Origin of the sequence: Paenibacillus catalpae (genome assembly GCF_900112695.1) — a bacterium.
Classification (GTDB): domain Bacteria; phylum Bacillota; class Bacilli; order Paenibacillales; family Paenibacillaceae; genus Pristimantibacillus; species Pristimantibacillus catalpae.
In genome coordinates this window covers 139,641-159,596 of the sequence record NZ_FOMT01000007.1, presented here as the reverse complement: position 1 = coordinate 159,596, position 19,956 = coordinate 139,641, and the positions used below count along the sequence as shown (strand labels likewise).

Here is a 19,956-nt window from a genome sequence, read left to right as displayed (position 1 = left end):
CGGTACGCGAGCTGGGTTCAGAACGTCGTGAGACAGTTCGGTCCCTATCTGTCGCGGGCGCAGGAAATTTGAGAGGAGCTGTCCTTAGTACGAGAGGACCGGGATGGACGTACCGCTGGTGTACCAGTTGTTCCGCCAGGAGCACCGCTGGGTAGCCAAGTACGGACGGGATAAGCGCTGAAAGCATCTAAGCGTGAAGCCCCCCTCAAGATGAGATTTCCCAATTAGTAAGACCCCTTGAAGACGACGAGGTTGATAGGTTCGGGGTGGAAGCACAGCAATGTGTGGAGCTGACGAATACTAATCGGTCGAGGGCTTATCCTAATTAATACGAAGTATTTTTACTTCGAAAGCATAGGCTTTGAACTTAAGGAATTCAAACTTTCGCATCCAGTTTTCAAGGCGCAAATCTTGAAAGCAAGGCCCGTTGGTCAAGGGGTTAAGACACCTCCCTTTCACGGAGGTAACAGGGGTTCGAATCCCCTACGGGTCACCAAGTTTACTTATATGGAGGCTTAGCTCAGCTGGGAGAGCATCTGCCTTACAAGCAGAGGGTCGGGGGTTCGATCCCCTCAGCCTCCACCATAGAAGTTTTGTAATGCCGCGAGGTGGAGCAGTCCGGTAGCTCGTCGGGCTCATAACCCGAAGGTCACAGGTTCAAATCCTGTCTTCGCAACCAATTTGGAGCTGTGGTGTAGAGGCCTAACATGCCTGCCTGTCACGCAGGAGACCGCGGGTTCGAATCCCGTCAGCTCCGCCATTTTTACCAAGTTTTACGCCGGTGTAGCTCAGTTGGTAGAGCAACTGACTTGTAATCAGTAGGTCGTGGGTTCGACTCCTATCGCCGGCACCATCTTTATTTACAATATGCATGCGGTCGTGGCGGAATTGGCAGACGCGCTAGATTCAGGTTCTAGTGGTGTAACAGCCGTGGAGGTTCGAGTCCTCTCGACCGCACCATATGCGGAAGTGGCTCAGCGGTAGAGCATCGCCTTGCCAAGGCGAGGGTCGCGGGTTCGATTCCCGTCTTCCGCTCCATATTTTTTGCGGCCTTAGCTCAGCTGGATAGAGCGTTTGACTACGAATCAAAAGGTCAGGAGTTCGAATCTCTTAGGCCGCGCCATTTTTAATATTGAATAACGGGATGTAGCTCAGCTTGGTAGAGCACCTGGTTTGGGACCAGGGGGTCGCATGTTCAAATCGTGTCATCCCGACCATTTCAATTCCTTAGAAGTCAGCAGACGTACTTGATACGTAGGGCGGGCTTTTTTTAGTTTATGGACATTTTAGGATAACCTAAGAAAGAAGAGGTGAATTCAATTGCTGCGGATTGGAATTATTGGCTCTAACTTCATCACGGAAACGTTTATGAATGCAGCGGGCCAGGTCGAAAAGGTTGAGGTAACGGCATTGTACTCCCGCTCAGAGGAACGAGCAAAGGCATATGCGGCTGCTCAAGGGATTCCCAATACCTTCACCAATCTTGAAGAGATGGCACAAAGCGATGTGATCGACGCAATTTACATAGCAAGCCCTAACTCCATGCATGCGAAATATGCGATTACTTTCATGAATCACGGGAAGCATGTACTGTGTGAGAAGCCTCTTGCTTCCAATGCTACGGAAGTACAAGAGATGATTGATGCGGCTCAAGCGAATAAAGTCTTGCTTATGGAAGCGATGAAATCAACGGTAATGCCGAACTTTGATGCGATTCGAGAGAATCTGCACAAGCTTGGTAAAGTCCGGACCTTTTTTGCGTCGTTCTGTCAGTACTCCTCCCGGTATGACAAATACAAAGCCGGGGAAGTAATGAATGCTTTCCTGCCTGAATTGTCGAATGGATCTCTTATGGATATCGGTACGTACTGCATTTATCCGCTAGTTGTGTTGTTTGGCAGGCCGGACAGCGTTAAGGCAAGCGCGGTTATGCTGGACTCTGGTGTAGATGGCAAAGGCAGCCTGATTCTGAACTACGGGGATATGGAAGCAGTCCTGCTTCACTCGAAGATTTCGAACTCGAATATGCCTACTGAAATTCAAGGCGAAGAGGGCAATATGATTATTGAGCGAATCAGTCAGCCTTCCAGCGTTCGAATTCAATATCGTGACGGCCGTCCAGAGGAAGATGTCAGCAGACCGCAGGCAGACAATTCGATGGTTTATGAGATTGAGGCCTTTGCTGAGCTTATCGAGCGGCGCGAGCTTGAATCGCCGGTTAACTCTTATGCGAGCTCTCTTGCTGTCATGGAGATTATGGACGAGGCACGCCGCCAAATCGGACTCGCATACCCGGCTGACAAGAATTAAGCCCATAAAAAAGCAGGCTGTTCGCGGAGATAAAACTCCGGAACAGCCTGTCCCATTATTGAGCAACAGCTTGAGGGGCTGGCTCGTTCTGCTCCAATTGCTGCATAAGGAATGCGGAAAGCTCTTGATAGCGCTTTGTGATGGTAGAAGCCGATACTTCATATTTTTCGGCAAGATCATTTTTGCTCTTACCGGATTCGGTAACCTCACATACCATATATTCCAACGCGGCACAGAATGCGCCTGATTTGCGATACGTTGGTTTCGTCATATTCGTGAAATCATGCCAGATCATGATCGCCATTGCGACATGGTTAGGTTTGTAATCCTGTTTCATGGAAGCAATAAGTTCATGCGCCAGTTCTGCATATTGCGGATTAGCCCACGTGGATTCGTGGTCAACCAAGTGACCCAGATCAGCTTCTGTAAAATGACGAATTGTATTGGAGGCTTTACTTGTTCTAGCGGATTGTTCGTCCTTGGACATGCAGCACTTTTTGTATTTCAAGCCGCTGCCGCAGTGACATTGTTCATTTCTACCTAGTTTAGACATATAAGCTCCTTCGTGCGAAAATCTTTTATGCAAGAGTACATTCCTATATAATAACATAAAAAGAGGGATGGAAAAACGAAAAACCTTCATTTTCCATTCTTTTCGTTTCAGGTTTAAATTTTCATACGCCTGGGACAGGAAGTAAACAATAGTTATTATACATATTTAGAAAGGTGTGAATGAGCGATGACAAACGTTGCATTCGAGAGCAATCTGAGCAAGTATGCTGAACTGATCGTTAGAGTAGGTGTTAATGTTCAACAAGATCAAGAGGTATTTATTACAGGAGCAATTGAGCAGGCCGCGCTCGTTCGTCTCGTTGCTGAACAGGCTTATTTGGCTGGTGCAAGCAATGTACACGTAGATTGGACCGATGACAGATTGTCCCGCCTGAAATATGAGAAAGCGGCAGATGAGGTGTTCACCCGATACCCGGAATGGGAGACAGCCAAACGGAATTCCTTCGTTGAACGCAATGCCGTATTTATCTCTATCGTATCCTCCAGCCCGGATCTGTTGTCCGGCATTGACTCGCAGCGAATTGCCAACTTCCAAAAGGCTGCAGGCCAAGGTCTGCAAGCATTCCGCAGAGCGACTCAGTCCGATAAAGTGAGCTGGACCGTTGTAGCCGCAGCCGGCAAAGCATGGGCTTCTAAAGTATTCGCTAATGTTTCTGAGGAAGAAGCAGTCAGCCAGCTATGGGAAGCGATCTTCAAGGCGGTTCGTCTGCATGCAGCAGATCCGGTAAAAGCGTGGGAAGAGCATAATGCTACACTCCATTCCAAAGCACAGGCGTTGAATGAGAATCATTTTACGAAGCTGCATTACACGGCTCCTGGCACGGACCTGACGATCGAGCTGGCGGATAAGCATATCTGGGTAGCCGCAGGCAGCGAGAATCAAAACCATGTTTCCTTTATGGCGAATATGCCTACAGAGGAAGTATTTACGGTGCCTCTCAAGACGGGCGTTAACGGTTATGTATCCAGCACGAAGCCGCTTAGCTACGGCGGCAATATTATCGATAACTTCAAGCTTACGTTCGAAGCAGGCCGCATCGTTAAGGTAGAAGCAGAGCAGGGTCAGGAAACTCTTCAAAAGCTTGTCGATACAGACGAAGGCTCGCATTACCTGGGCGAGGTAGCGCTTGTACCGCATGAATCGCCGATTTCGCAATCGAATATTTTGTTCTATAACACATTGTTTGACGAGAACGCTTCGAACCATTTGGCTATCGGCAGCGGTTATGCCTTCAATGTTGAAGGCGGCAAGAAGATGTCCCCGGAGGAGCTGGCCGAGAATGGTGTGAACGCCAGCATCACGCATGTCGATTTTATGATCGGTTCGGAAGTCATGGATATTGACGGGATCAAGTCCGACGGAACGGTTGTGCCAATCTTCCGCAAAGGCAACTGGGCATTCTAATTATTTGAACGGATTTTGAGGTGATGACAGACATGGCTAAAAAGAAAAGATCAGCAGCGGCTTCAGGCCACAGAGCGGGCGTAAGCCCCCAGCAGGACCAAGGGCCAACGCTAAAGGATATGCTTGGCGCGGACATCGTCCAGAAGCTTAAAGCACAGGCTGACGAGATGAAGGCCGCTGAGGAGCAGCGGAAGCAGCAAGCAAGGGCTGAGGCTGAGGAAACCCGCAAGAAGGAACAGAAGCGGCTCGAGAGCGACATGAGCTACTTGCTCGAGAACAGCAAACTGGATTGGCGGAAATATAAATAAGGTTACGGGAAGAGCCTCTGAACTGCAGCAATTTATGCAGGGAAGGGGCTTTTTTTTATTTGGGTAACGCAGAATCGTGCTTGTCAACATATAACATTAATAATAATATACAACTCCCTTCGCATAGGCATGGGTATAGAAGAGCTGGATTTAGGCGATTGCTGATAAGAAAGGGCTGAAATGTACAGTGTACAGGTGACGATGATGAGAAAAAATCAATCGAATAAACGGCTCCTTCTACCGGAAGAGCTGAGGTTCCAGAACGTGACGGAGAGCAGGCTTACGATTCAAGAGGTGTATGACCGCATTTTGAATTTTATGGCGAGTGATCCAAGGGCGGCTTATCATTTTGTCATTGGAACAGACAGCCAAGGGTTTAACGGATATACGAAGTTCGTTACAGGCATTATTATTCGGCGGATGGGCAAGGGCGCTTGGGCCTGCTATAGGCAGGTTATTGTCCCGCGTGAGTTGACGTCGCTGAAGGAGAAGCTGACGATGGAGACGGCTTTGTCCCAGGAAGTAGCCTATTACTTCGTGGAAGGTGCGATTCAGCGGATGGAAGAGCTGTTGCTGCCTTATGTATACCAGGGAGCTTCGCTTGATTTGTTTATCGATATCGATGCAGGTACAGAGCCAACGATTAATAAGACATCGCTTTATGTAGAAGAGATGATTGACCGTGTGAAGGGGATGGGGACGTATGCGGCAAGGGTGAAGCCGGATTCGTATGCGGCATCGGCCTATGCCAACCGCCATACGAAAAAGCCTGTCCGTTTCAAAAAGCGCCAAGAGCTTGTGTGATTCGCTTTTTTTGCACACGGAAAGTAACCGGGTTTGACTAAAGAGCAGCCGGACAAGTTCATGCACAATAGAGCCACAGGCCTTATGTCCTGTGGTTTTTTGCGTTCGGGAGGGTTTTTCCCTATAGCTGTAGAATCAAATAATTATAGGGGAAGGATGGGATGTTATGGGGAAGGAAAGAACGCTTGTCATTAGTGATATTCATGGATGCTATGATGCTTTTAACCGGCTGCTCGAGCGGGTCAACTACGAGCCGGTTAAAGATCAGTTGATCTTGCTCGGAGACTTCGTCAGTAAGGGACCGGAGAGCAGACTTGTGGTGGAGCAAGCCGTCAGTCTGGTCAGGAAGGATGGGGCCATCGCCATTCAAGGCAATCACGATGAGCGCTTCGTTGATATAGTGCGCAACAAGACCAAAGAGGCCAGAGATAAGTTCTTCCGCCATGGCGGACGACAGACCGTATACAGCTATCTGAAGGGAAGCGACATGACAGGAAGCGAGGAGGATCTGCTGACAAGGCTTAGAGAGACGGTGCTGGAGAAGTATCCCTATCATGCCGATTTTCTGGAGCAGCTTCCTTACTACTTTGAGGATAAGCATTTTATCTATGTTCATGCGGGACTGAACCCCAAATATCCGAATTGGAAGGAGCAGCCGAAACGCGATTTCTTATATATTAAGGATTCCTTTCATAAGACGGATACGGTGGTTGATAAAATTGTTATTTTTGGCCATACCAAGACCGTGGATCTGCATGGCAAAGCGGATGTCTGGTACGGAAAAGGCAAGATTGGCATAGATGGCGGCTGTGCCAGCGGGCTGCAGTTGAATGCGCTTGAGATTATTGGCGGCAAAGAGGTACGAGCTGTCTCGGTACCGGCAAGAAGAGCCGCCATTTCATAAGAAGAAACAGGAGCGGATATTCCGCTCTTTTTATTTTTAAGAATTTTAATTTCGGAAGGTTAGAATTGAAGGATTTGATCGAAATATGTCGAACTAGTGAGCAATAAGAACTATTTTCCAGTATTGAGGTGTAAAGATGAAGGCAGTATTGAAGTATGTTTTATTCCTTCTCCTATTTATAGCCATAATCACTTCATTACGCCCAACAATCACCTTTGCGAATACAGAAGAGGCAACCGAGGAGATTCGGATTACAGAATGGCAGATCCATCCGGGGACTGATAAGGATAGTCAGACACCGCCAGCCGACGGCTGGATCACGGTTAAGGAAAATGAAACAGAACTGGCATTGCCGGAAGGGACCAGCTCCTTATGGGTGAAGGTAGAGCTGCCTGTAAACTCGGATTTACGTACAGGCCTGCTGGTTAATAAAGCATATGCTCAGAATGTCTCTGCTTATCTTGATGGGGACCGTGTTTTTGAAACGAAAAGGAATCATTCCTACGATGTGAATCGATTTGTAATTCCGCTGGGACGTACAGCAAATGAAACTCTTTACATTCATCTGGTTAATGAAACGGGGAATATTGGGATTACGGGCATCATTCTTGGGGACTTTTCTCAGCTCTACAAATCGATGCTTATGAGTGATATCGATAATATTATCCTTGGAGCAGCTTTTATTTTCATAGCTGCCTTGATGTTTATTTGCATGATTTTCTTAAAAAAGGTTCATGTATCAGGCTGGAAGTCTCTTAGCCTAATCATTTTTTCAATCGGCTGCATGCTCATATTCTATTCGCCGTTTCTATACACGCTTAATGAGGAATATGGATCGATTTATGCAACCAGCTTTGACCTGACATCTAATCTATTTCTGCCTGCTCTATTTTTCTTCTTGGAAACATACTTTGGCAGAGGAAAGTTCTCAATCATCCGTATATTTAAATTTTATGCTTTATCCTTGATGATTGTATCAACTATATGTTTATTTCTAAACATACTGACTAACAATGCTTTCTACAATGTTTACTACTTTATCTCAACTGCGATGTTTGCTTTGGGAGTTATTGTCGGGTGTCTCATCATAATTGGCATTCTAGCCGTGCACAGTTTCAAGAGGCAGAAGGATGCCATTATCTTATCTGCAGGAATCAGCTTTTTTATCATGTTTACGGTCGCAGATATTATTCAATATTATTCTCAATCAAGAAATTATGAGTTTATGTATTGGAAATGGGGAATCGTATGCTTCGTATTCTCCTTGGTCGTGATACTGGGCAGACAAATTGTGCTCAATTATGAAAAGGTTGTAGCCTACTCTCGTCAGCTTGAGATCTATAACAATGAATTGCAGCGCTCTGAGAAAATGGACATGATTAGTCAGCTGGCTGCTTCGGTTGCACATGAAGTGCGCAATCCATTACAGGTTACTCGTGGATTCCTGCAGCTACTTGAAGAGAAAAGTGCCAGCAATAAAGAGAAAAATTACATGCTTCTTGCTATAAATGAGTTAGACCGGGCTTCCGAAATTATTACGGATTTCTTGACCTTTGCCAAGCCGCAGCTAGAACATGTATCGGTATTAAATATAGCCAATGAGTTTAAGCATATTGGCAGTATTCTTATCCCGCTAGCCAATTTGCAAGGTGGGCAAATAAGATTGAACATACCTGATCATTTACAAATTCATGGTAATTCCTCGAAATTCAAGCAGGCTTTTATAAATATGATTAAAAATAGCATTGAGGCTTTAAAAAACGAGGGCAGGATAGAAATTAGCGGTCACTTGGAAGATAACAAGGTTATGATTTGCATAAAGGATAATGGCGAGGGTATGACGGAAGCAGAGCTCGCAAAGCTGGGAGAGCCTTATTACTCCAATAAGACCAAAGGCACGGGCCTTGGACTCATGGTTACTTTTAGCATTATTGAAGTGATGCAGGGGGATATTGTATTTAAAAGCATTAAAGGGGTAGGAACCGAGGTTATTGTTACATTCCCGGTGGCCTAGATAGAAAAACCACTCCGAATTCAGGAGTGGTTTTTTGAATTCATATCATTACCAGGCTGGTATTTCAACTGCTGAAGCAGTTCTCAATGCGGAGGGTTTTGGCGGAATAACCAGGTAAGCGTGCTCTGGTGTTTCTTCAACGGCAGTAACCTCGATATTATCCGGAATATCTACGCCAAATGCATCTTTAATTGCTGCTTTGGGATCAGCCAGGAGCTGCTGCTTGAATACATCGTCTTCCCAAGCTTTCTGAATAATTTGATCCCGAGTAATTTGATTCGACAAAATAACCCCTCCAATTATGCTAATGAATTAAACCTTGAGCACTAGGATTATAGCATGATTATTGGGTAAATTATACTAATTTTTCTGATTATTCGACAATATATAATCGAATCCGCCTGATAATAAAGACCTCTTCGTTTGTTCAATTTGATCGGTAAAGGAGGATATTCCCCCGTATATCGAATGGCTGAAAGAAAGGAGGGACTCTATGTGGACAGGGCTATTATTTTGGATGTCCAGAATATCCTTGCTGCGCTTAGAATAATCATTCATAAGACCACGGTCATAGATATAGGATTCTACCTCGTGCTTATAAAGCGAAAGGTGGGCAGATGGCCGTTTGGCATGAATCATGGACAACAGGCAGTTATAATTTCTTTCCTGAAGATCATCCTCCCAATCTATCAGATCATCAGCCATCTGGAGAAGAACAAGACTATAATCGACCAGCCTCTCAACTTGTGAAATAAGCTCTGGACGGTCAGCCAGCAATAGAACGCCGGTGCTTGCTAGTTTGAGAGGAGAGGCTTTTTTCGCAACCATGACCATATCAGTCTTGAAATAATCATGCTTGTCCTCATGGACAACGGCCGTCGCCCATTCGTTGACATATAATTGACGATAGCTCCAGAAAGACGAGTCAGCTGCAAATAAATCCCTAAGAATGGTCTCAAGCTCCGAATGGCATAAATGGGCTAGAGCAAGCTGCTCTTTCCAGGCGGCAGGAGACTCATCCATTACATCATCCTGCAGGAAATAATAGAGCATGTTGAAGACATTTGCTAGAGAGAGTGCACGGCAATGCCAGATCGGGATGGAGACGGCTTCATTAATCCAATAAGGCAGCAGGTAACAGATATAGTTCTTGGAGCTATCCCGCTCAAAGACATTAAATTTATGGAGATAAGCTAATCCGGCTTGATTAAACGGTTCAGGGAAAGTGGCTATGCGCTGCTTTGCTTCAGCGAAGACGATACGCAGCTCGGAGGCATAAGGTTCGAAATAATTCATTTGTTTTTTCCCCGTTTATGAGTTGGATTCTTCATTCTTCATAATCTCCATTAAGGCAATAATCTTAACGGAATTGAATTCTTCAGTCGACAGCCGGGAGAGAAGGGTATCTTTAATGGATTGTTTCTCTTCAGGCGTCAAACCGTCCTTCGCTTTATCGGCTAATCCCGTTAATTCCTTCATGGAGAACTTGCTTAGCAGCATGTCTGAGGCTTCATCTTTATTCTTAACAACCAGCTGACCGCCCGCGGCTGGCTTGTCCGTCGCCGGCTTTGATATTCCTTCCGTATGCCCGCTCTCATCCGTCGTTGATCCGGATTTGTCCGGTTTGTCTCCAGTATCAGTAGAGACGGACTCTTGAAGGGCTTCGACTGCCTTTTTATCGAAATATTTGGAGTTATCGGCAATGATCTGCTGAACGGCAGGATCCTTCTTAAGAGCTTCTACTTCTTCGCTGGACAGGATTTGATCAGCCATCTCGTTCATCATTTTATTGGATAGATAGTGGAATCCGATCTTGTACCCAGCGAAACCGATCACCCCAAGGATCACGATAATCGTCAGCAGTCTTGTCCATATTATCGTACTTTTCTTTCTCTCTGGCTTTCTTGAGGTCCTTTTGTATTCCATTTGTATCGAAATCTCCTTTTGTGGCCTGGCTGTAATGTGGCTTATTATACCATATACCAGTAGAATACTAGAAATCACACTAGTTCCAATTGCTTAGCTTGATCACCCGAAAGGACTAATACAGGGTAATTTACAGTTCTCCATCATTTTGTTAAGTTTTTGGTTGAGAGATCCTAATAATTCCATTAAAATAAGAGGAAGATCAATTTAATTTTCAGAACAGGACCAAGGTCGTGGATAGGACTGTACCTCAGCAGGTTTTTGAAGCCATGGCTCCTGCATTAAAGTTAAGATGAGTAGCGTTACTTCTTTAATGTGGAGGTTATCAGTCATGACAAGCGAGTTGGAGGTTTATGTTGTATTAACAGATACGGGAACGTTATTTACGAGAACGATTAAGTGGTTCACGAAGGCTCCGCTTAATCATGCGTCGATTGCGTTTGACAGCGGATTAAACGAGGTCTACAGCTTTGGCCGGAAAAATCCGCAAAATCCCTTTTTCGCAGGTTTCGTAAGGGAGAATATGCGCGGGCAGCTGTTTGCCGAGGCGAGTTGTGCTTTATACCGCTGCCGTGTTCATCCTGCTGCTTATGCCAAGATACGAAACGTCATCGCCGAGATGGATCAGAACAGGGAGCAGTATCGTTACAACTTGCTTGGGGTCATTGGACTGCTGTTTAACATTCAACTCATTAAGAGGGATTACGCTTATTTCTGTTCGGAATTCGTGGCATCGGTATTTGAGAAGAGTGGTGTCCATCTAGTAAATAAGTCATCTTTTCTTGTGACTCCCGGTGATCTGGAGAATACGCAAAAGCTGGAGCTCGTCTATGAGGGCTCGCTGCAGAAATTATTAAATAATCGGATAGACGAAGAAATAGGCAAGCGCCTTGCGTAACACGCAAGGCGCTTGTTGTTTGTAGACCGTTAACCGTTTACAACCTCTCCGCCGTTAATGTGGAGGAATTGACCGGTTACATAGCTGGAATCCTCGGATGCCAGGTATACGTAAGCCGGCGCAAGCTCAAACGGCTGGCCGGCCCGTTTCATCGGTGTATCCGATCCAAAGGTGGAGACGGACTGCTCGTCGAAGGTGGACGGTATAAGCGGCGTCCAGATCGGTCCTGGAGCAACTCCGTTTACCCGGATGCCGCGTTCCGCCAGATTGGTTGCAAGCGCTCTAGTGAAAGAGACGATGGCGCCTTTGGTAGCGGAATAATCAATCAAGGTCGGATTGCCTTTGTAAGCCGTTATAGATGCCGTATTAATTACAGTGGAGCCTTGCTTCAGATGGGGCAGAGCGGCTCTTGTCAAATGGAACATGCCAAATACATTAGTCCGGAATGTCTTCTCAAGCTGCTTGGCGGTAATATCTTCAAGCCGCTGCTGCACATGCTGCTCTGCGGCGTTATTGACGATAATATCTAGCTTACCAAAGGTCATAACGGTCTGCTCAACGGCATTGCGGCAAAAAGCTTCGTCCCCGATATCTCCGGGAATTAGCAGGCAACGTCTTCCGGCTTGCTCGATCTCCTGCTGGACCAGCTTCGCATCCTCATGCTCATTGTAGTACACAACGCTGACGTCACAGCCTTCGCGGGCAAAAGCAACAGCTACCGCCCGGCCAATTCCGCTGTCTCCCCCGGTAACAATAGCTGCTTTATCCGGTAGCTTATTAGCCGCTTTATATTGATCTGTCTTATAGACAGGAAGCGGGTTCATCTCGGATTCTATACCTGGCTGCTTGTTCTGGTGCTGAGGCGGGAAAACCACGCTTTTGTTGCTTGATGATTGTGACACTGGGTAAAGCCTCCTTTTTTGGATATCCGTTCTTATCTATAGTGTGGGATGTTGGGAGGTCTGCTATACACTATGCAGGCGCGGATGTGGAGGATTAGGCGAAAGCCTGTCTTTAGGCGGGAGTAACTTTATAGAAGCTTTAGGAGTAAAAAAACTTTAATTGACAATGATTATCATTATGAATATACTCATTGGTAGTTCATTGCCTAATTACATATTAATTGGATAAGGGGTTAAGGATTCATGAAGATCAAGTTAGCAGCCATTGCATTGGCAAGCGCAGTCGTATTTGCTGGATGCGGCTCAAATAACAACGAACCAGATAATGTGAAAGAAGCTTCAACGAACCCGGAGCAATCAGCCTCGAAAGTAGAAAACTGGGATGAAATTACGGGACAGTACCGCGATTTTGCTCTGGATCAGACCGATAAGCTTGTGGCAGAGACCGATAAATTTGTTCAGGCGGTTAATTCAGGCGATGTAGAAACGGCGAAAAAATTGTACGCCCCAACTCGTATGTATTATGAAAGAATTGAACCAATCGCGGAAGCACTCGGCGATCTGGATCCAAACATCGATGCGCGCGAGAATGACGTGGAAGAGAAAGACTGGCGCGGGTTCCACCGTATCGAGCAAGCCTTATGGGTGAGTAACACGACAGCAGGAGCAGAGGATTATGCTTCTCAGCTTCTGGATGATACGAAGACACTCCGTGCATTAATTGAAACGGTTGAGGTAGAACCAAGCCTTCTTGTAACAGGAGCTGTAGAACTGCTGAATGAAGTATCCTCCTCCAAGGTAACGGGTGAGGAAGAACGTTACTCTCATACGGATTTATATGATTTCGCCGCAAACGTGGAAGGCGCGAAAAAAATCTACGAGCTGCTTCAAGCGGAGCTAAAGAAACAGGACGCTGATCTGGAAGCGCAAATCGGTACCGGCTTCAGCAATCTGGAGCAAGCGCTCGCAGATTATAAAAGCGGGGACGGTTATGTGTCCTACCTTGATCTGAAAGAGGAAGATACGAAAAAGCTGAGCCAGCTGCTTGATGCATTGGCAGAGCCATTGTCGCAGATGGGAACAATCCTGGGAGCGTAGTGAAATGACGACAGACAACCATAATAAGAATGCAGGAGACAGCATATTGGAAAAACCAATCAGCCGCAGAGATATTTTGCGGCTGGCGGGTGTTGGGGGTGCCGGGCTATTGCTTGGCGCTTCAGGCGTTGGAGCAATATTTGGCGCAAAGGGCACGACCGTATCGGGTGCGGCCAAGTCAAGTGACAAGGCAGACCGGGTTGAATTTTTTGGCAAGCATCAGGCTGGCATTACGACTCCTGCGCAGGATTTTCTGATGTTTGCGGCATTTGATCTGACCACAGGTTCCGTTGATGAGGTGCGGAAGCTGTTTAAAGCATGGACAGAAGCCTCGGCTGCCATGGCGAAGGGCGACATGATAGGCGAGAACAACGAGAATCTGAATTTGCCTCCTTCGGATACCGGTGAGGCAGCGGGACTTCATCCCTCGAGAACAACCATAACGTTTGGGGTTGGACCCACCTTCTTTGATTCGAGATTTGGACTCTCCTCCAAGCGGCCTGCTGCACTTGTAGATTTGCCTCCCTTCGGCGGCGACGAGCTGCGGGAGGAATGGAGCGGCGGCGATATTGGCGTGCAGGTGAACGCCAACGACATGCAGATTGCCTTCCACGCGATTCGCAATCTGGCCCGCATAGCTAGAGGCAAGGCAGTGCTGCGCTGGACGCAGGAAGGCTTCCAGCGTACCGGCGGAGCTGATCCAACGGGGGCTACTCCCCGCAATTTGATGGGCTTTAAGGATGGCACCGGCAATCCGGATACGAAGAACGATGCGCTAATGAACGATGTCGTATGGGCGCAGAGCGGAGACGGCACCCCGTGGATGGCAGGCGGCAGCTATATGGTTGTACGCCGGATCCGGATTCGAGTAGAAGTATGGGACCGTTCAACCTTGGGGGATCAGGAAGCAACGTTTGGACGTCATCGTCAAAGCGGTGCGCCGATTGGATCCAGCAATGAATTTGATCCGGTTGACCTCAGCAAGAAGGACGAAAAAGGCAAGCCGCTTATTCCTGTCCATTCTCATGTTGCGTTGGCACGCGGAGATGGCTCGATCAAAATTTTGCGCAGATCGTATTCCTATTCTAGCGGAATGGATAACCGCACCGGACAATTTGATGCTGGTCTTTTATTTATTTGTTATAACCGCGATGCAAGAAAGCAGTTTATTCCGATGCAGCAAAAGCTTGGGCAAAATGATGTTTTAAATGAGTATATCGTCCATAACGGCAGCGCCGTATTTGCTTGTTTCCCAGGTGTGCGCGAAGGCGGCTATATTGGCGATACGCTGTTATAGGCAGAAGGGAGACGAACTTAGATGGCCGGACAAAATCAACATACAATCTCCCGAATCTTGCTGCTTCTAATCGCTATATGGGCAGGAACCATTGCCTCTTCTACGCTAGGCTTCAACCAGGCGGCATATGCTGCCGCAGAAGCGCAAGAATCGGAGCAGCTCAATAAGCTTCTCCCACTGGTTGGCGGGGCTCTGGCGGCAGCTGGCGAGGGAGATTGGCAGGATGCGAGGGAACATATCAAGCAGGCTAATGAGAGCTGGGAGCAGTTGAAGACTCAGGCGAAGGCTGATTCCGCCGACGTCTCGTCTGCGCTTGCTCATGCGACAGAAGCACTTGATCAAGCCGCAGATAAGCCGGAGGAGGCGAAGTCGGCTTTATCCGTATTGGCCAAAGCGATTAATGCGTTTGTGAAGAGCGAGAAAGCCGCGGAAGAACCTGCGCGATCCGGGAAAGATGCGGCAGGCAGTCTGCTTCCGCTAGCGGAGAAATTACTAAGCGGCATTCAAGCAGGGCAGTGGGAGCAGGCGAATGCCGTCTACAAGCAGATCAATGACAGCTGGCCGCCGATTGAGCAATCGATCCGCAGCGAGAATTTTACCGTCTATGGCAAGCTGGAAACAAGTATGAGCATGATCCGGATAGCACTCCAGGCTGAGCCGCCTCGGGCAGAGGATGCAGAGGCAAACATAACGGCCTTGATTACACTGATTAACGACTATAAAGACGGGAAAATAACGGCTGCCGCAAACACGGCTTCAGATGAACTAACGATTGCGGACTTAATTGTTATGCTGAATCAGGCTTCCAAGGATATTATAGCGGGCCATTATGAAGAAGCGGATGGCCAGATGCAGTCGTTCATCAGCAGCTGGCCCTCCGTTGAAGGTCAGGTGCAAATCCGATCAGCGGCGGCATACCAGGACATTGAGATCAAGATGACGGATGTATCCAAATATTTGCTGGCGGCCTCGCCATCACCGGATAAAGCGGAAGCGGTTATTGAGCAGATTCGCAGCCGGCTTGAGCCAATGACATCAAAGGCGAAGTACACGGCTTGGGATGCGGGAATGATTTTGCTGCGCGAAGGGCTTGAAGCTATTCTCGTCCTTGCAGCGCTGCTTGCTTACCTGAAGCGCACGAATAATCAATCCAAGAATATTTGGGTATGGTCGGGTGTGTGGACCGGCCTGCTCTTAAGTATTGCCCTAGCGCTGCTATTAACGACAGCCATTGCTGAAGCGACGGCGGGGAGTACCCGTGAAGCGATGGAAGGCATTACGGGACTAGTGTCCGTGCTGCTGATGCTTTCGGTCGGCAATTGGCTGCACAAGAAATCGAACCTGCAGGCTTGGAATAAATATATTGATGACCGTATGGGTAATGCGCTTGCGAAGGGGAGCTTGTGGTCCCTATTTATTGTATCGGGTCTGGCGATCTTGCGGGAAGGGGCAGAGACGGCCATCTTCTATATTGGGATGGCAGGCTCTATTGAACCGGTTCAGATGATCCTCGGCATTGTGGTGACATTCCTGCTTCTTCTGATTATCGGATTCGCTATTATCCGCTTCAGCGCGAAGCTGCCGATCCGGCCGTTTTTCCTTGTCGCATCAGCCTTAATCTATTATTTGGTTGTCCGTTTCCTCGGCGAAAGCATTCATTCGCTCCAGATAGCCTCGTGGCTTCCTGCGCATTCGTCAGAATCGCTCGCAACCCTTGGTTTCATTGGCGTGTACCCGACTTGGGAAACGACTATTCCACAGTTTTTGGTGCTGGCCGTTATCCTGACGAGAATCGGATTTGTACAACTTCGCAAAGTCCCTGCCAGGGGGCTTGCCGATTGACGCTGCACTTGATATGCTGAGTACATTAAAGTGAGGTGATCATATGTCCGCCAATGAACATAATGAGGCTCAGGTGTCAGAGCCAGCAAAGCCGCTTACACAAGCTGAGCGCGCGAAGCAGCTTCTTGCTCAGAAGAAGCAAGGGCAAAATGGGGTAGCCGGTCAGAAGCATCAATCGACTTCTACGCAGGCTATGAAGAGCCAAAACACGAAGAAAGTAAACAACCAGCGTAAAAAAATGGGCGTTTAATGAAAACATGCAGGGGCTGTCTTTAACTAGTCTGTTCAGGACTAGATAGGGGCAGCTTTTTTCATAGCTTGATCTCCGCCTTATACGTATAAATGCTCCTTTTTTGCCTCATCCTTGGAATAGAGAAGAGGAGGAGGTTTCCCTGCTGACCTATTGGATTACGCATCGCCGCAAGCTGCCCGGTCTTATGCTTGTTTGTGCGCTCATCGTCATGCTGGAAGGGGCAGAGAGCGCTGCTAGAAAACATAGTCCGCCTGCCGATGCAAGCGCCTATGCCGCTGCGGTTGATGGAGAAGAAGTCCGTTATGCGGAGTGGACGATTCATGTCTCTTCCACGCGTCCGAATTACAAGCTGGCCAAGGCAGAGCCGGTGACAGGCGCGTATTTGGGTGCTTATGTGCTCCAAAATCCAACTATCGATTACAGCATGGCGGAATTCAACAAATTAGCAGGGAAACAACATGCCAGCTTTTTCAAGTATGTCGGCTACGGAGAGCCGTTCCCGACTGAATGGGTCCGTGAAGTAAAGGCCGAAGGTGCCTTTCCCCATATCGCCTGGGAACCAAACAAAGGGCTGGCAGAGGTGAAGGACGATGCTTATCTGCGAGGCTTCGCCAATGCGGCCCGGAAGGCCGATGTGCCGATCTTCCTGCGTTTTGCTTCCGAAATGAACGGAACATGGACGAATTACAGCGGTGATCCCGCGCTCTATATTCATACTTGGCGAATGGTCCACGATATTTTCGAAGAAGCAGCCCCCAAGACGGCAATGGTCTGGACGGTGCTTAATGTACCGGAACGCCCGATCGAAGATTATTATCCAGGTGACGATTATGTGGATTGGGTAGGAATTAACGTCTATAACGTAAGATATCATAACGGGGATTTGAAGCAGCCGTCCGATTTCGAAGATCCTCTTCAGATGATTGATTATGTTTATAACCGGTTCAGCAGGAGGAAGCCGATTCAGCTGTCAGAATACGGCGCGACTCATTACACGGTGACCGACGAGGTGCGGGATCACGAATTTGCCATTTCGAAGATCAACCGTCTGTATGACAGCCTTCCGGAGCTTTACCCTAGAGTAAAAGCCGTATTTTATTTCGACGTAAACAATCTTACCGAATATAACGAGGTACGCCGTATTAATGATTACTCCATTACAAATGAGAAGCAGCTTACAGAGGCTTACAAGCAGGCAACGGCAAACCCTTATTATTTGAGCCATGCATCCGGAAGCGGGAACCCTGCCATCGTTAATCAGCCTTTCACATACCGTGGGCATATATTCGAGCATGACGGCGTGTTGTACGTGGATGAAGATTTTTTCAGCCGGATTCTCCAGGTGGACGCTCAGACGATGACAGATGGAACGGTTCGGTTAACCAGGTGGGACGGGACAATACCAAGAGTGGTGCAGGTGCCGTTTATTCCACATAAAATATGGACCGGATACAAAGTGAACGGCCTATTCCCATTATGGCGGGACATTAATGCGCTGCCCCTTGTTATGGTTGCCGATGAGCTTGGCTATCAGATCAACTGGAATGGAATGGACATCTATATTCAGGAATGAAACCGCTTGTCCCCCCGCATAATGAAAGTACACAATTCCATTAACACAGCATGAACGGAGGGATGAATCATGACAGCGATCAGCGGCTCAACTATACGGATTTACCTGCTTGCTGGCGTTGCTACAACCAAAAGCTACTTTGATGAATGCCGGAACCAGCTCGACCGGTTATTTCGGGCGGACGGGCGTGAGCCAATTATTCATATCTTACACCCGTATGGGGATGTAAGCCGCAATCTGTACCGGCAGATTGTCGAGGTTGGAACGGATTTAACAAACCGCATGTCAATCGGACGGATTGGCGGCCGTGCCGCATTTAATCAAGTTAAGGAAACGATGCGGGGCGAGAATGAACCAATGCTATTTATCGGGCATAGCGGAGGAGGAGCAGCGGCTTATCAAGCGGGAAAAATGCTGCACCAGCAGCGCCTGAACCGAAACTTCCGTATTGTACAGGTGGGCTCTCCGCGTATTCCGATTCATCCGGAGCTGCGGGATAAAGTATGCTTTCTCCATTCTGTGGACCATGAAGGGAAGCTAAGCGATCCCATCAGCCGGATTGGCACCTGGGGAGGATGGACAGCGGAAGGCTCGCCGGTTCCCCGCTGGAACCGCTACAAATATTCCCCGTCGATTGTAGAAGGGATTCCGTTAATCGGCGGACATGCTCATTATTTCTGTCATCAAACGCCTTATGTTGATCAAGATTCGGTATGTAATCTGGATAAAACCATTAATCGGGTACGGAACTGGCTTCTCGAGTCCTGGGTCTGATCTTTACCCGGACGGTTATCGAACCCGCTCGCGCCAAAAACTCCGCAAAGCTGCGGAGTTTTGTTGCGCAATCAGACAAACGGGCACCAGCCCGGAGGTTCTGAGCAGACCGCTTCGGCGAACTGCGGTTCCTCTCTGCATAGATCGGCAAAGTAACTGCTTAAGATATGGTTGCCGGAGACGGAACCCATCCGGAAGTCACGTTTGACCTCGCCTTTGACATGCATGTAGAAATATGTCTTTTTCGTATCCGGAGACTGGTATACCAGCGGCGGCAGATGGGGAACGATATCGTATTCATTCTGGAGACGCCAATGGGTCTCGACGGTATTGTTGTACAGCCGGACAAATCGGGGGTCGCCGACACGCGGGGTGCCAAAGGTATAGACGATTGGTGCTGTGAAGGGAGTATTGACGGCAATGTCGAGTGCTGCAAGGGTGGCTAGCGCTCCACCGAGACTGTGTCCGGTAATGAACAAAGGCTTATCGACCGGCAGCTGTCCGATCAGATCAAGCACCTGTCCCCGCGTCGATGTATAGATATCGGTAAAACCTTTATGGGTTTGGCCGGCATTTTTGACGGGACGGTAAGTCGTCTGCTGGGCAATAAAGTCGGATACCCAATCCACAGCCGAACCTGAGCCGCGGAAGGCCAGAACGGAAGAACGGTCCGATTGCAAAACAAAGCCAAAGCGTTCTTCGGTGTTGTCATAAGCTTTGGCAGAGAAGGCCCCGGTCAAATGATAATCACGCGGGACAAGAAAAAGGCCGTCCTTATTCTCAAATTGCGAGTAAGTCTGTCCAGCAATACCGGCAAGAAATAGGGCGATGCGGAGATCAAATTGCTGCGGCTGGCCTTGTCTCATAGGCCGTGGAAATGCCGTTGTAGTGGTCCTTCTCGTTGTTTTTGCCATATACGGATCCCTCCGCTCTTTTCCATGGGCTGATTATATATATTATGTTTGGGCGCTTGTATGGGTAACTGATTCCTATTGACTTTTTGAAATAAAACAATGTATCATAATACCAATTTCATACGAAGGCAATGACCAAAGACATGATCTCCTTCCCAATA

General features: G+C 47.9%; 19 protein-coding genes, 9 tRNA genes and 1 rRNA gene. 23 read left to right on the top strand and 6 right to left on the bottom strand.

From position 1 onward, the window contains the following. From BM200_RS28055 to BM200_RS28005, 11 genes are all read left to right on the top strand, one after another. Positions 1-324, top strand: a 23S ribosomal RNA gene (locus BM200_RS28055); the annotation flags it as partial. Positions 325-421: 97 nt separating this feature from the next. Then, a tRNA-Glu gene (locus tag BM200_RS28050) sits at positions 422-496 on the top strand. 13 nt (positions 497-509) lie between these two features. Beyond that, positions 510-585: transfer RNA gene (locus BM200_RS28045), tRNA-Val, on the top strand. Positions 586-602: 17 nt separating this feature from the next. Next, positions 603-679: transfer RNA gene (locus BM200_RS28040), tRNA-Met, on the top strand. 4 nt (positions 680-683) lie between these two features. Then, positions 684-760 (top strand) — tRNA-Asp (locus BM200_RS28035). Between the two features lie 17 nt (positions 761-777). After that, a tRNA-Thr gene (locus BM200_RS28030) sits at positions 778-853 on the top strand. Between the two features lie 20 nt (positions 854-873). Beyond that, positions 874-960 (top strand) — tRNA-Leu (locus BM200_RS28025). A 3-nt stretch (positions 961-963) separates the two neighbouring features. Beyond that, positions 964-1,038: transfer RNA gene (locus BM200_RS28020), tRNA-Gly, on the top strand. An 8-nt stretch (positions 1,039-1,046) separates the two neighbouring features. Further along, positions 1,047-1,123, top strand: a tRNA-Arg gene (locus BM200_RS28015). Between the two features lie 17 nt (positions 1,124-1,140). Further along, positions 1,141-1,217, top strand: a tRNA-Pro gene (locus BM200_RS28010). Positions 1,218-1,320: 103 nt separating this feature from the next. Further along, positions 1,321-2,310, top strand: a complete 990-nt coding sequence (locus BM200_RS28005) for a Gfo/Idh/MocA family protein (RefSeq protein WP_091190454.1) — start codon at positions 1,321-1,323, stop codon at positions 2,308-2,310. Positions 2,311-2,365: 55 nt separating this feature from the next. Here the strand turns inward: BM200_RS28005 and BM200_RS28000 are convergent, their stop codons facing one another. Beyond that, complete coding sequence (locus BM200_RS28000; protein ID WP_175533065.1) at positions 2,366-2,863, bottom strand: SEC-C metal-binding domain-containing protein; 498 nt, start codon at positions 2,861-2,863, stop codon at positions 2,366-2,368. 186 nt (positions 2,864-3,049) lie between these two features. Here BM200_RS28000 and BM200_RS27995 point away from each other — a divergent pair, with 186 nt between their 5' ends. The 5 genes from BM200_RS27995 to BM200_RS27975 all read left to right on the top strand — a co-directional run bounded on the left by BM200_RS27995 (position 3,050) and on the right by BM200_RS27975 (position 8,318). Then, complete coding sequence (locus tag BM200_RS27995) at positions 3,050-4,288, top strand: aminopeptidase (RefSeq protein WP_091190449.1); 1,239 nt, start codon at positions 3,050-3,052, stop codon at positions 4,286-4,288. Between the two features lie 32 nt (positions 4,289-4,320). Beyond that, on the top strand, positions 4,321-4,596 hold the full coding sequence (locus BM200_RS27990) for a YqkE family protein (RefSeq protein ID WP_091190448.1): 276 nt from the start codon (positions 4,321-4,323) through the stop codon (positions 4,594-4,596). A 180-nt stretch (positions 4,597-4,776) separates the two neighbouring features. Further along, on the top strand, positions 4,777-5,400 hold the full coding sequence (locus BM200_RS27985) for a ribonuclease H-like YkuK family protein (protein ID WP_091190445.1): 624 nt from the start codon (positions 4,777-4,779) through the stop codon (positions 5,398-5,400). Positions 5,401-5,566: 166 nt separating this feature from the next. Then, complete coding sequence (locus BM200_RS27980) at positions 5,567-6,304, top strand: metallophosphoesterase (protein WP_091190443.1); 738 nt, start codon at positions 5,567-5,569, stop codon at positions 6,302-6,304. A 136-nt stretch (positions 6,305-6,440) separates the two neighbouring features. After that, the gene (locus tag BM200_RS27975) at positions 6,441-8,318 is read left to right on the top strand and encodes an ATP-binding protein (protein WP_091190440.1); all 1,878 of its coding nucleotides are present in this window, start codon (positions 6,441-6,443) and stop codon (positions 8,316-8,318) included. Between the two features lie 48 nt (positions 8,319-8,366). Here BM200_RS27975 and BM200_RS27970 read toward each other — a convergent pair whose 3' ends face one another. The 3 genes from BM200_RS27970 to BM200_RS27960 form a co-directional block, all read right to left on the bottom strand. Further along, complete coding sequence (locus BM200_RS27970; protein WP_175533064.1) at positions 8,367-8,603, bottom strand: NHLP leader peptide family RiPP precursor; 237 nt, start codon at positions 8,601-8,603, stop codon at positions 8,367-8,369. 75 nt (positions 8,604-8,678) lie between these two features. Continuing rightward, a complete protein-coding gene (locus BM200_RS27965) occupies positions 8,679-9,614 on the bottom strand; it encodes a hypothetical protein (protein WP_091190435.1) in 936 nt (311 codons plus the stop codon). Between the two features lie 15 nt (positions 9,615-9,629). After that, complete coding sequence (locus BM200_RS27960) at positions 9,630-10,244, bottom strand: hypothetical protein (RefSeq protein WP_091190432.1); 615 nt, start codon at positions 10,242-10,244, stop codon at positions 9,630-9,632. A 331-nt stretch (positions 10,245-10,575) separates the two neighbouring features. On the opposite strand from BM200_RS27960, the gene BM200_RS27955 reads away from it, so the two are divergent. Beyond that, complete coding sequence (locus tag BM200_RS27955) at positions 10,576-11,142, top strand: hypothetical protein (RefSeq protein ID WP_091190429.1); 567 nt, start codon at positions 10,576-10,578, stop codon at positions 11,140-11,142. Between the two features lie 29 nt (positions 11,143-11,171). Here BM200_RS27955 and BM200_RS27950 read toward each other — a convergent pair whose 3' ends face one another. Beyond that, a complete protein-coding gene (locus BM200_RS27950) occupies positions 11,172-12,044 on the bottom strand; it encodes an SDR family oxidoreductase (protein WP_091190427.1) in 873 nt (290 codons plus the stop codon). A 243-nt stretch (positions 12,045-12,287) separates the two neighbouring features. Here BM200_RS27950 and efeO point away from each other — a divergent pair, with 243 nt between their 5' ends. The 6 genes from efeO (at position 12,288) to BM200_RS27920 (ending at position 18,881) form a co-directional block, all read left to right on the top strand. After that, complete coding sequence (gene efeO, locus BM200_RS27945; RefSeq protein WP_091190424.1) at positions 12,288-13,142, top strand: iron uptake system protein EfeO; 855 nt, start codon at positions 12,288-12,290, stop codon at positions 13,140-13,142. Then, the gene (gene efeB, locus BM200_RS27940; RefSeq protein ID WP_425434638.1) at positions 13,093-14,439 is read left to right on the top strand and encodes an iron uptake transporter deferrochelatase/peroxidase subunit; all 1,347 of its coding nucleotides are present in this window, start codon (positions 13,093-13,095) and stop codon (positions 14,437-14,439) included. The genes efeO and efeB overlap by 50 nt, the downstream gene beginning before the upstream one ends. Before the next feature lie 21 nt (positions 14,440-14,460). Further along, positions 14,461-16,281 (top strand): FTR1 family iron permease, encoded by a 1,821-nt coding sequence (locus tag BM200_RS27935; protein ID WP_091190419.1) that lies wholly within the window; start codon positions 14,461-14,463, stop codon positions 16,279-16,281. Positions 16,282-16,324: 43 nt separating this feature from the next. Then, positions 16,325-16,531: a hypothetical protein gene (locus tag BM200_RS27930; protein ID WP_091190417.1), complete on the top strand. Its 207-nt coding sequence runs from the start codon at positions 16,325-16,327 to the stop codon at positions 16,529-16,531. A gap of 103 nt (positions 16,532-16,634) precedes the next feature. Further along, complete coding sequence (locus BM200_RS27925; RefSeq protein ID WP_091190414.1) at positions 16,635-18,107, top strand: glycoside hydrolase family 26 protein; 1,473 nt, start codon at positions 16,635-16,637, stop codon at positions 18,105-18,107. A gap of 69 nt (positions 18,108-18,176) precedes the next feature. Then, on the top strand, positions 18,177-18,881 hold the full coding sequence (locus BM200_RS27920; RefSeq protein WP_091190413.1) for a hypothetical protein: 705 nt from the start codon (positions 18,177-18,179) through the stop codon (positions 18,879-18,881). 71 nt (positions 18,882-18,952) lie between these two features. Here the strand turns inward: BM200_RS27920 and BM200_RS27915 are convergent, their stop codons facing one another. Continuing rightward, a complete protein-coding gene (locus tag BM200_RS27915; protein ID WP_245773181.1) occupies positions 18,953-19,795 on the bottom strand; it encodes a lipase family protein in 843 nt (280 codons plus the stop codon). Between the last annotated feature and the right edge of the window lie 161 nt (positions 19,796-19,956).

Bases quoted from the DNA above. Each gene is read 5' to 3' on its own strand.
- BM200_RS27975 (WP_091190440.1), top strand. From the start codon at position 6,441: ATGAAGGCAGTATTGAAGTATGTTTTATTCCTTCTCCTATTTATAGCC.
- BM200_RS27990 (WP_091190448.1), top strand. From the start codon at position 4,321: ATGGCTAAAAAGAAAAGATCAGCAGCGGCTTCAGGCCACAGAGCGGGC.
- BM200_RS27920 (WP_091190413.1), top strand. From the start codon at position 18,177: ATGACAGCGATCAGCGGCTCAACTATACGGATTTACCTGCTTGCTGGC.
- efeB (WP_425434638.1), top strand. From the start codon at position 13,093: ATGCATTGGCAGAGCCATTGTCGCAGATGGGAACAATCCTGGGAGCGT.
- BM200_RS27985 (WP_091190445.1), top strand. From the start codon at position 4,777: ATGTACAGTGTACAGGTGACGATGATGAGAAAAAATCAATCGAATAAA.
- efeO (WP_091190424.1), top strand. From the start codon at position 12,288: ATGAAGATCAAGTTAGCAGCCATTGCATTGGCAAGCGCAGTCGTATTT.
- BM200_RS27995 (WP_091190449.1), top strand. From the start codon at position 3,050: ATGACAAACGTTGCATTCGAGAGCAATCTGAGCAAGTATGCTGAACTG.
- BM200_RS27980 (WP_091190443.1), top strand. From the start codon at position 5,567: ATGGGGAAGGAAAGAACGCTTGTCATTAGTGATATTCATGGATGCTAT.
- BM200_RS27915 (WP_245773181.1), bottom strand. From the start codon at position 19,795: ATGGCAAAAACAACGAGAAGGACCACTACAACGGCATTTCCACGGCCT.
- BM200_RS27955 (WP_091190429.1), top strand. From the start codon at position 10,576: ATGACAAGCGAGTTGGAGGTTTATGTTGTATTAACAGATACGGGAACG.
- BM200_RS28000 (WP_175533065.1), bottom strand. From the start codon at position 2,863: ATGTCTAAACTAGGTAGAAATGAACAATGTCACTGCGGCAGCGGCTTG.
- BM200_RS27965 (WP_091190435.1), bottom strand. From the start codon at position 9,614: ATGAATTATTTCGAACCTTATGCCTCCGAGCTGCGTATCGTCTTCGCT.
- BM200_RS27930 (WP_091190417.1), top strand. From the start codon at position 16,325: ATGTCCGCCAATGAACATAATGAGGCTCAGGTGTCAGAGCCAGCAAAG.
- BM200_RS27935 (WP_091190419.1), top strand. From the start codon at position 14,461: ATGGCCGGACAAAATCAACATACAATCTCCCGAATCTTGCTGCTTCTA.
- BM200_RS27960 (WP_091190432.1), bottom strand. From the start codon at position 10,244: ATGGAATACAAAAGGACCTCAAGAAAGCCAGAGAGAAAGAAAAGTACG.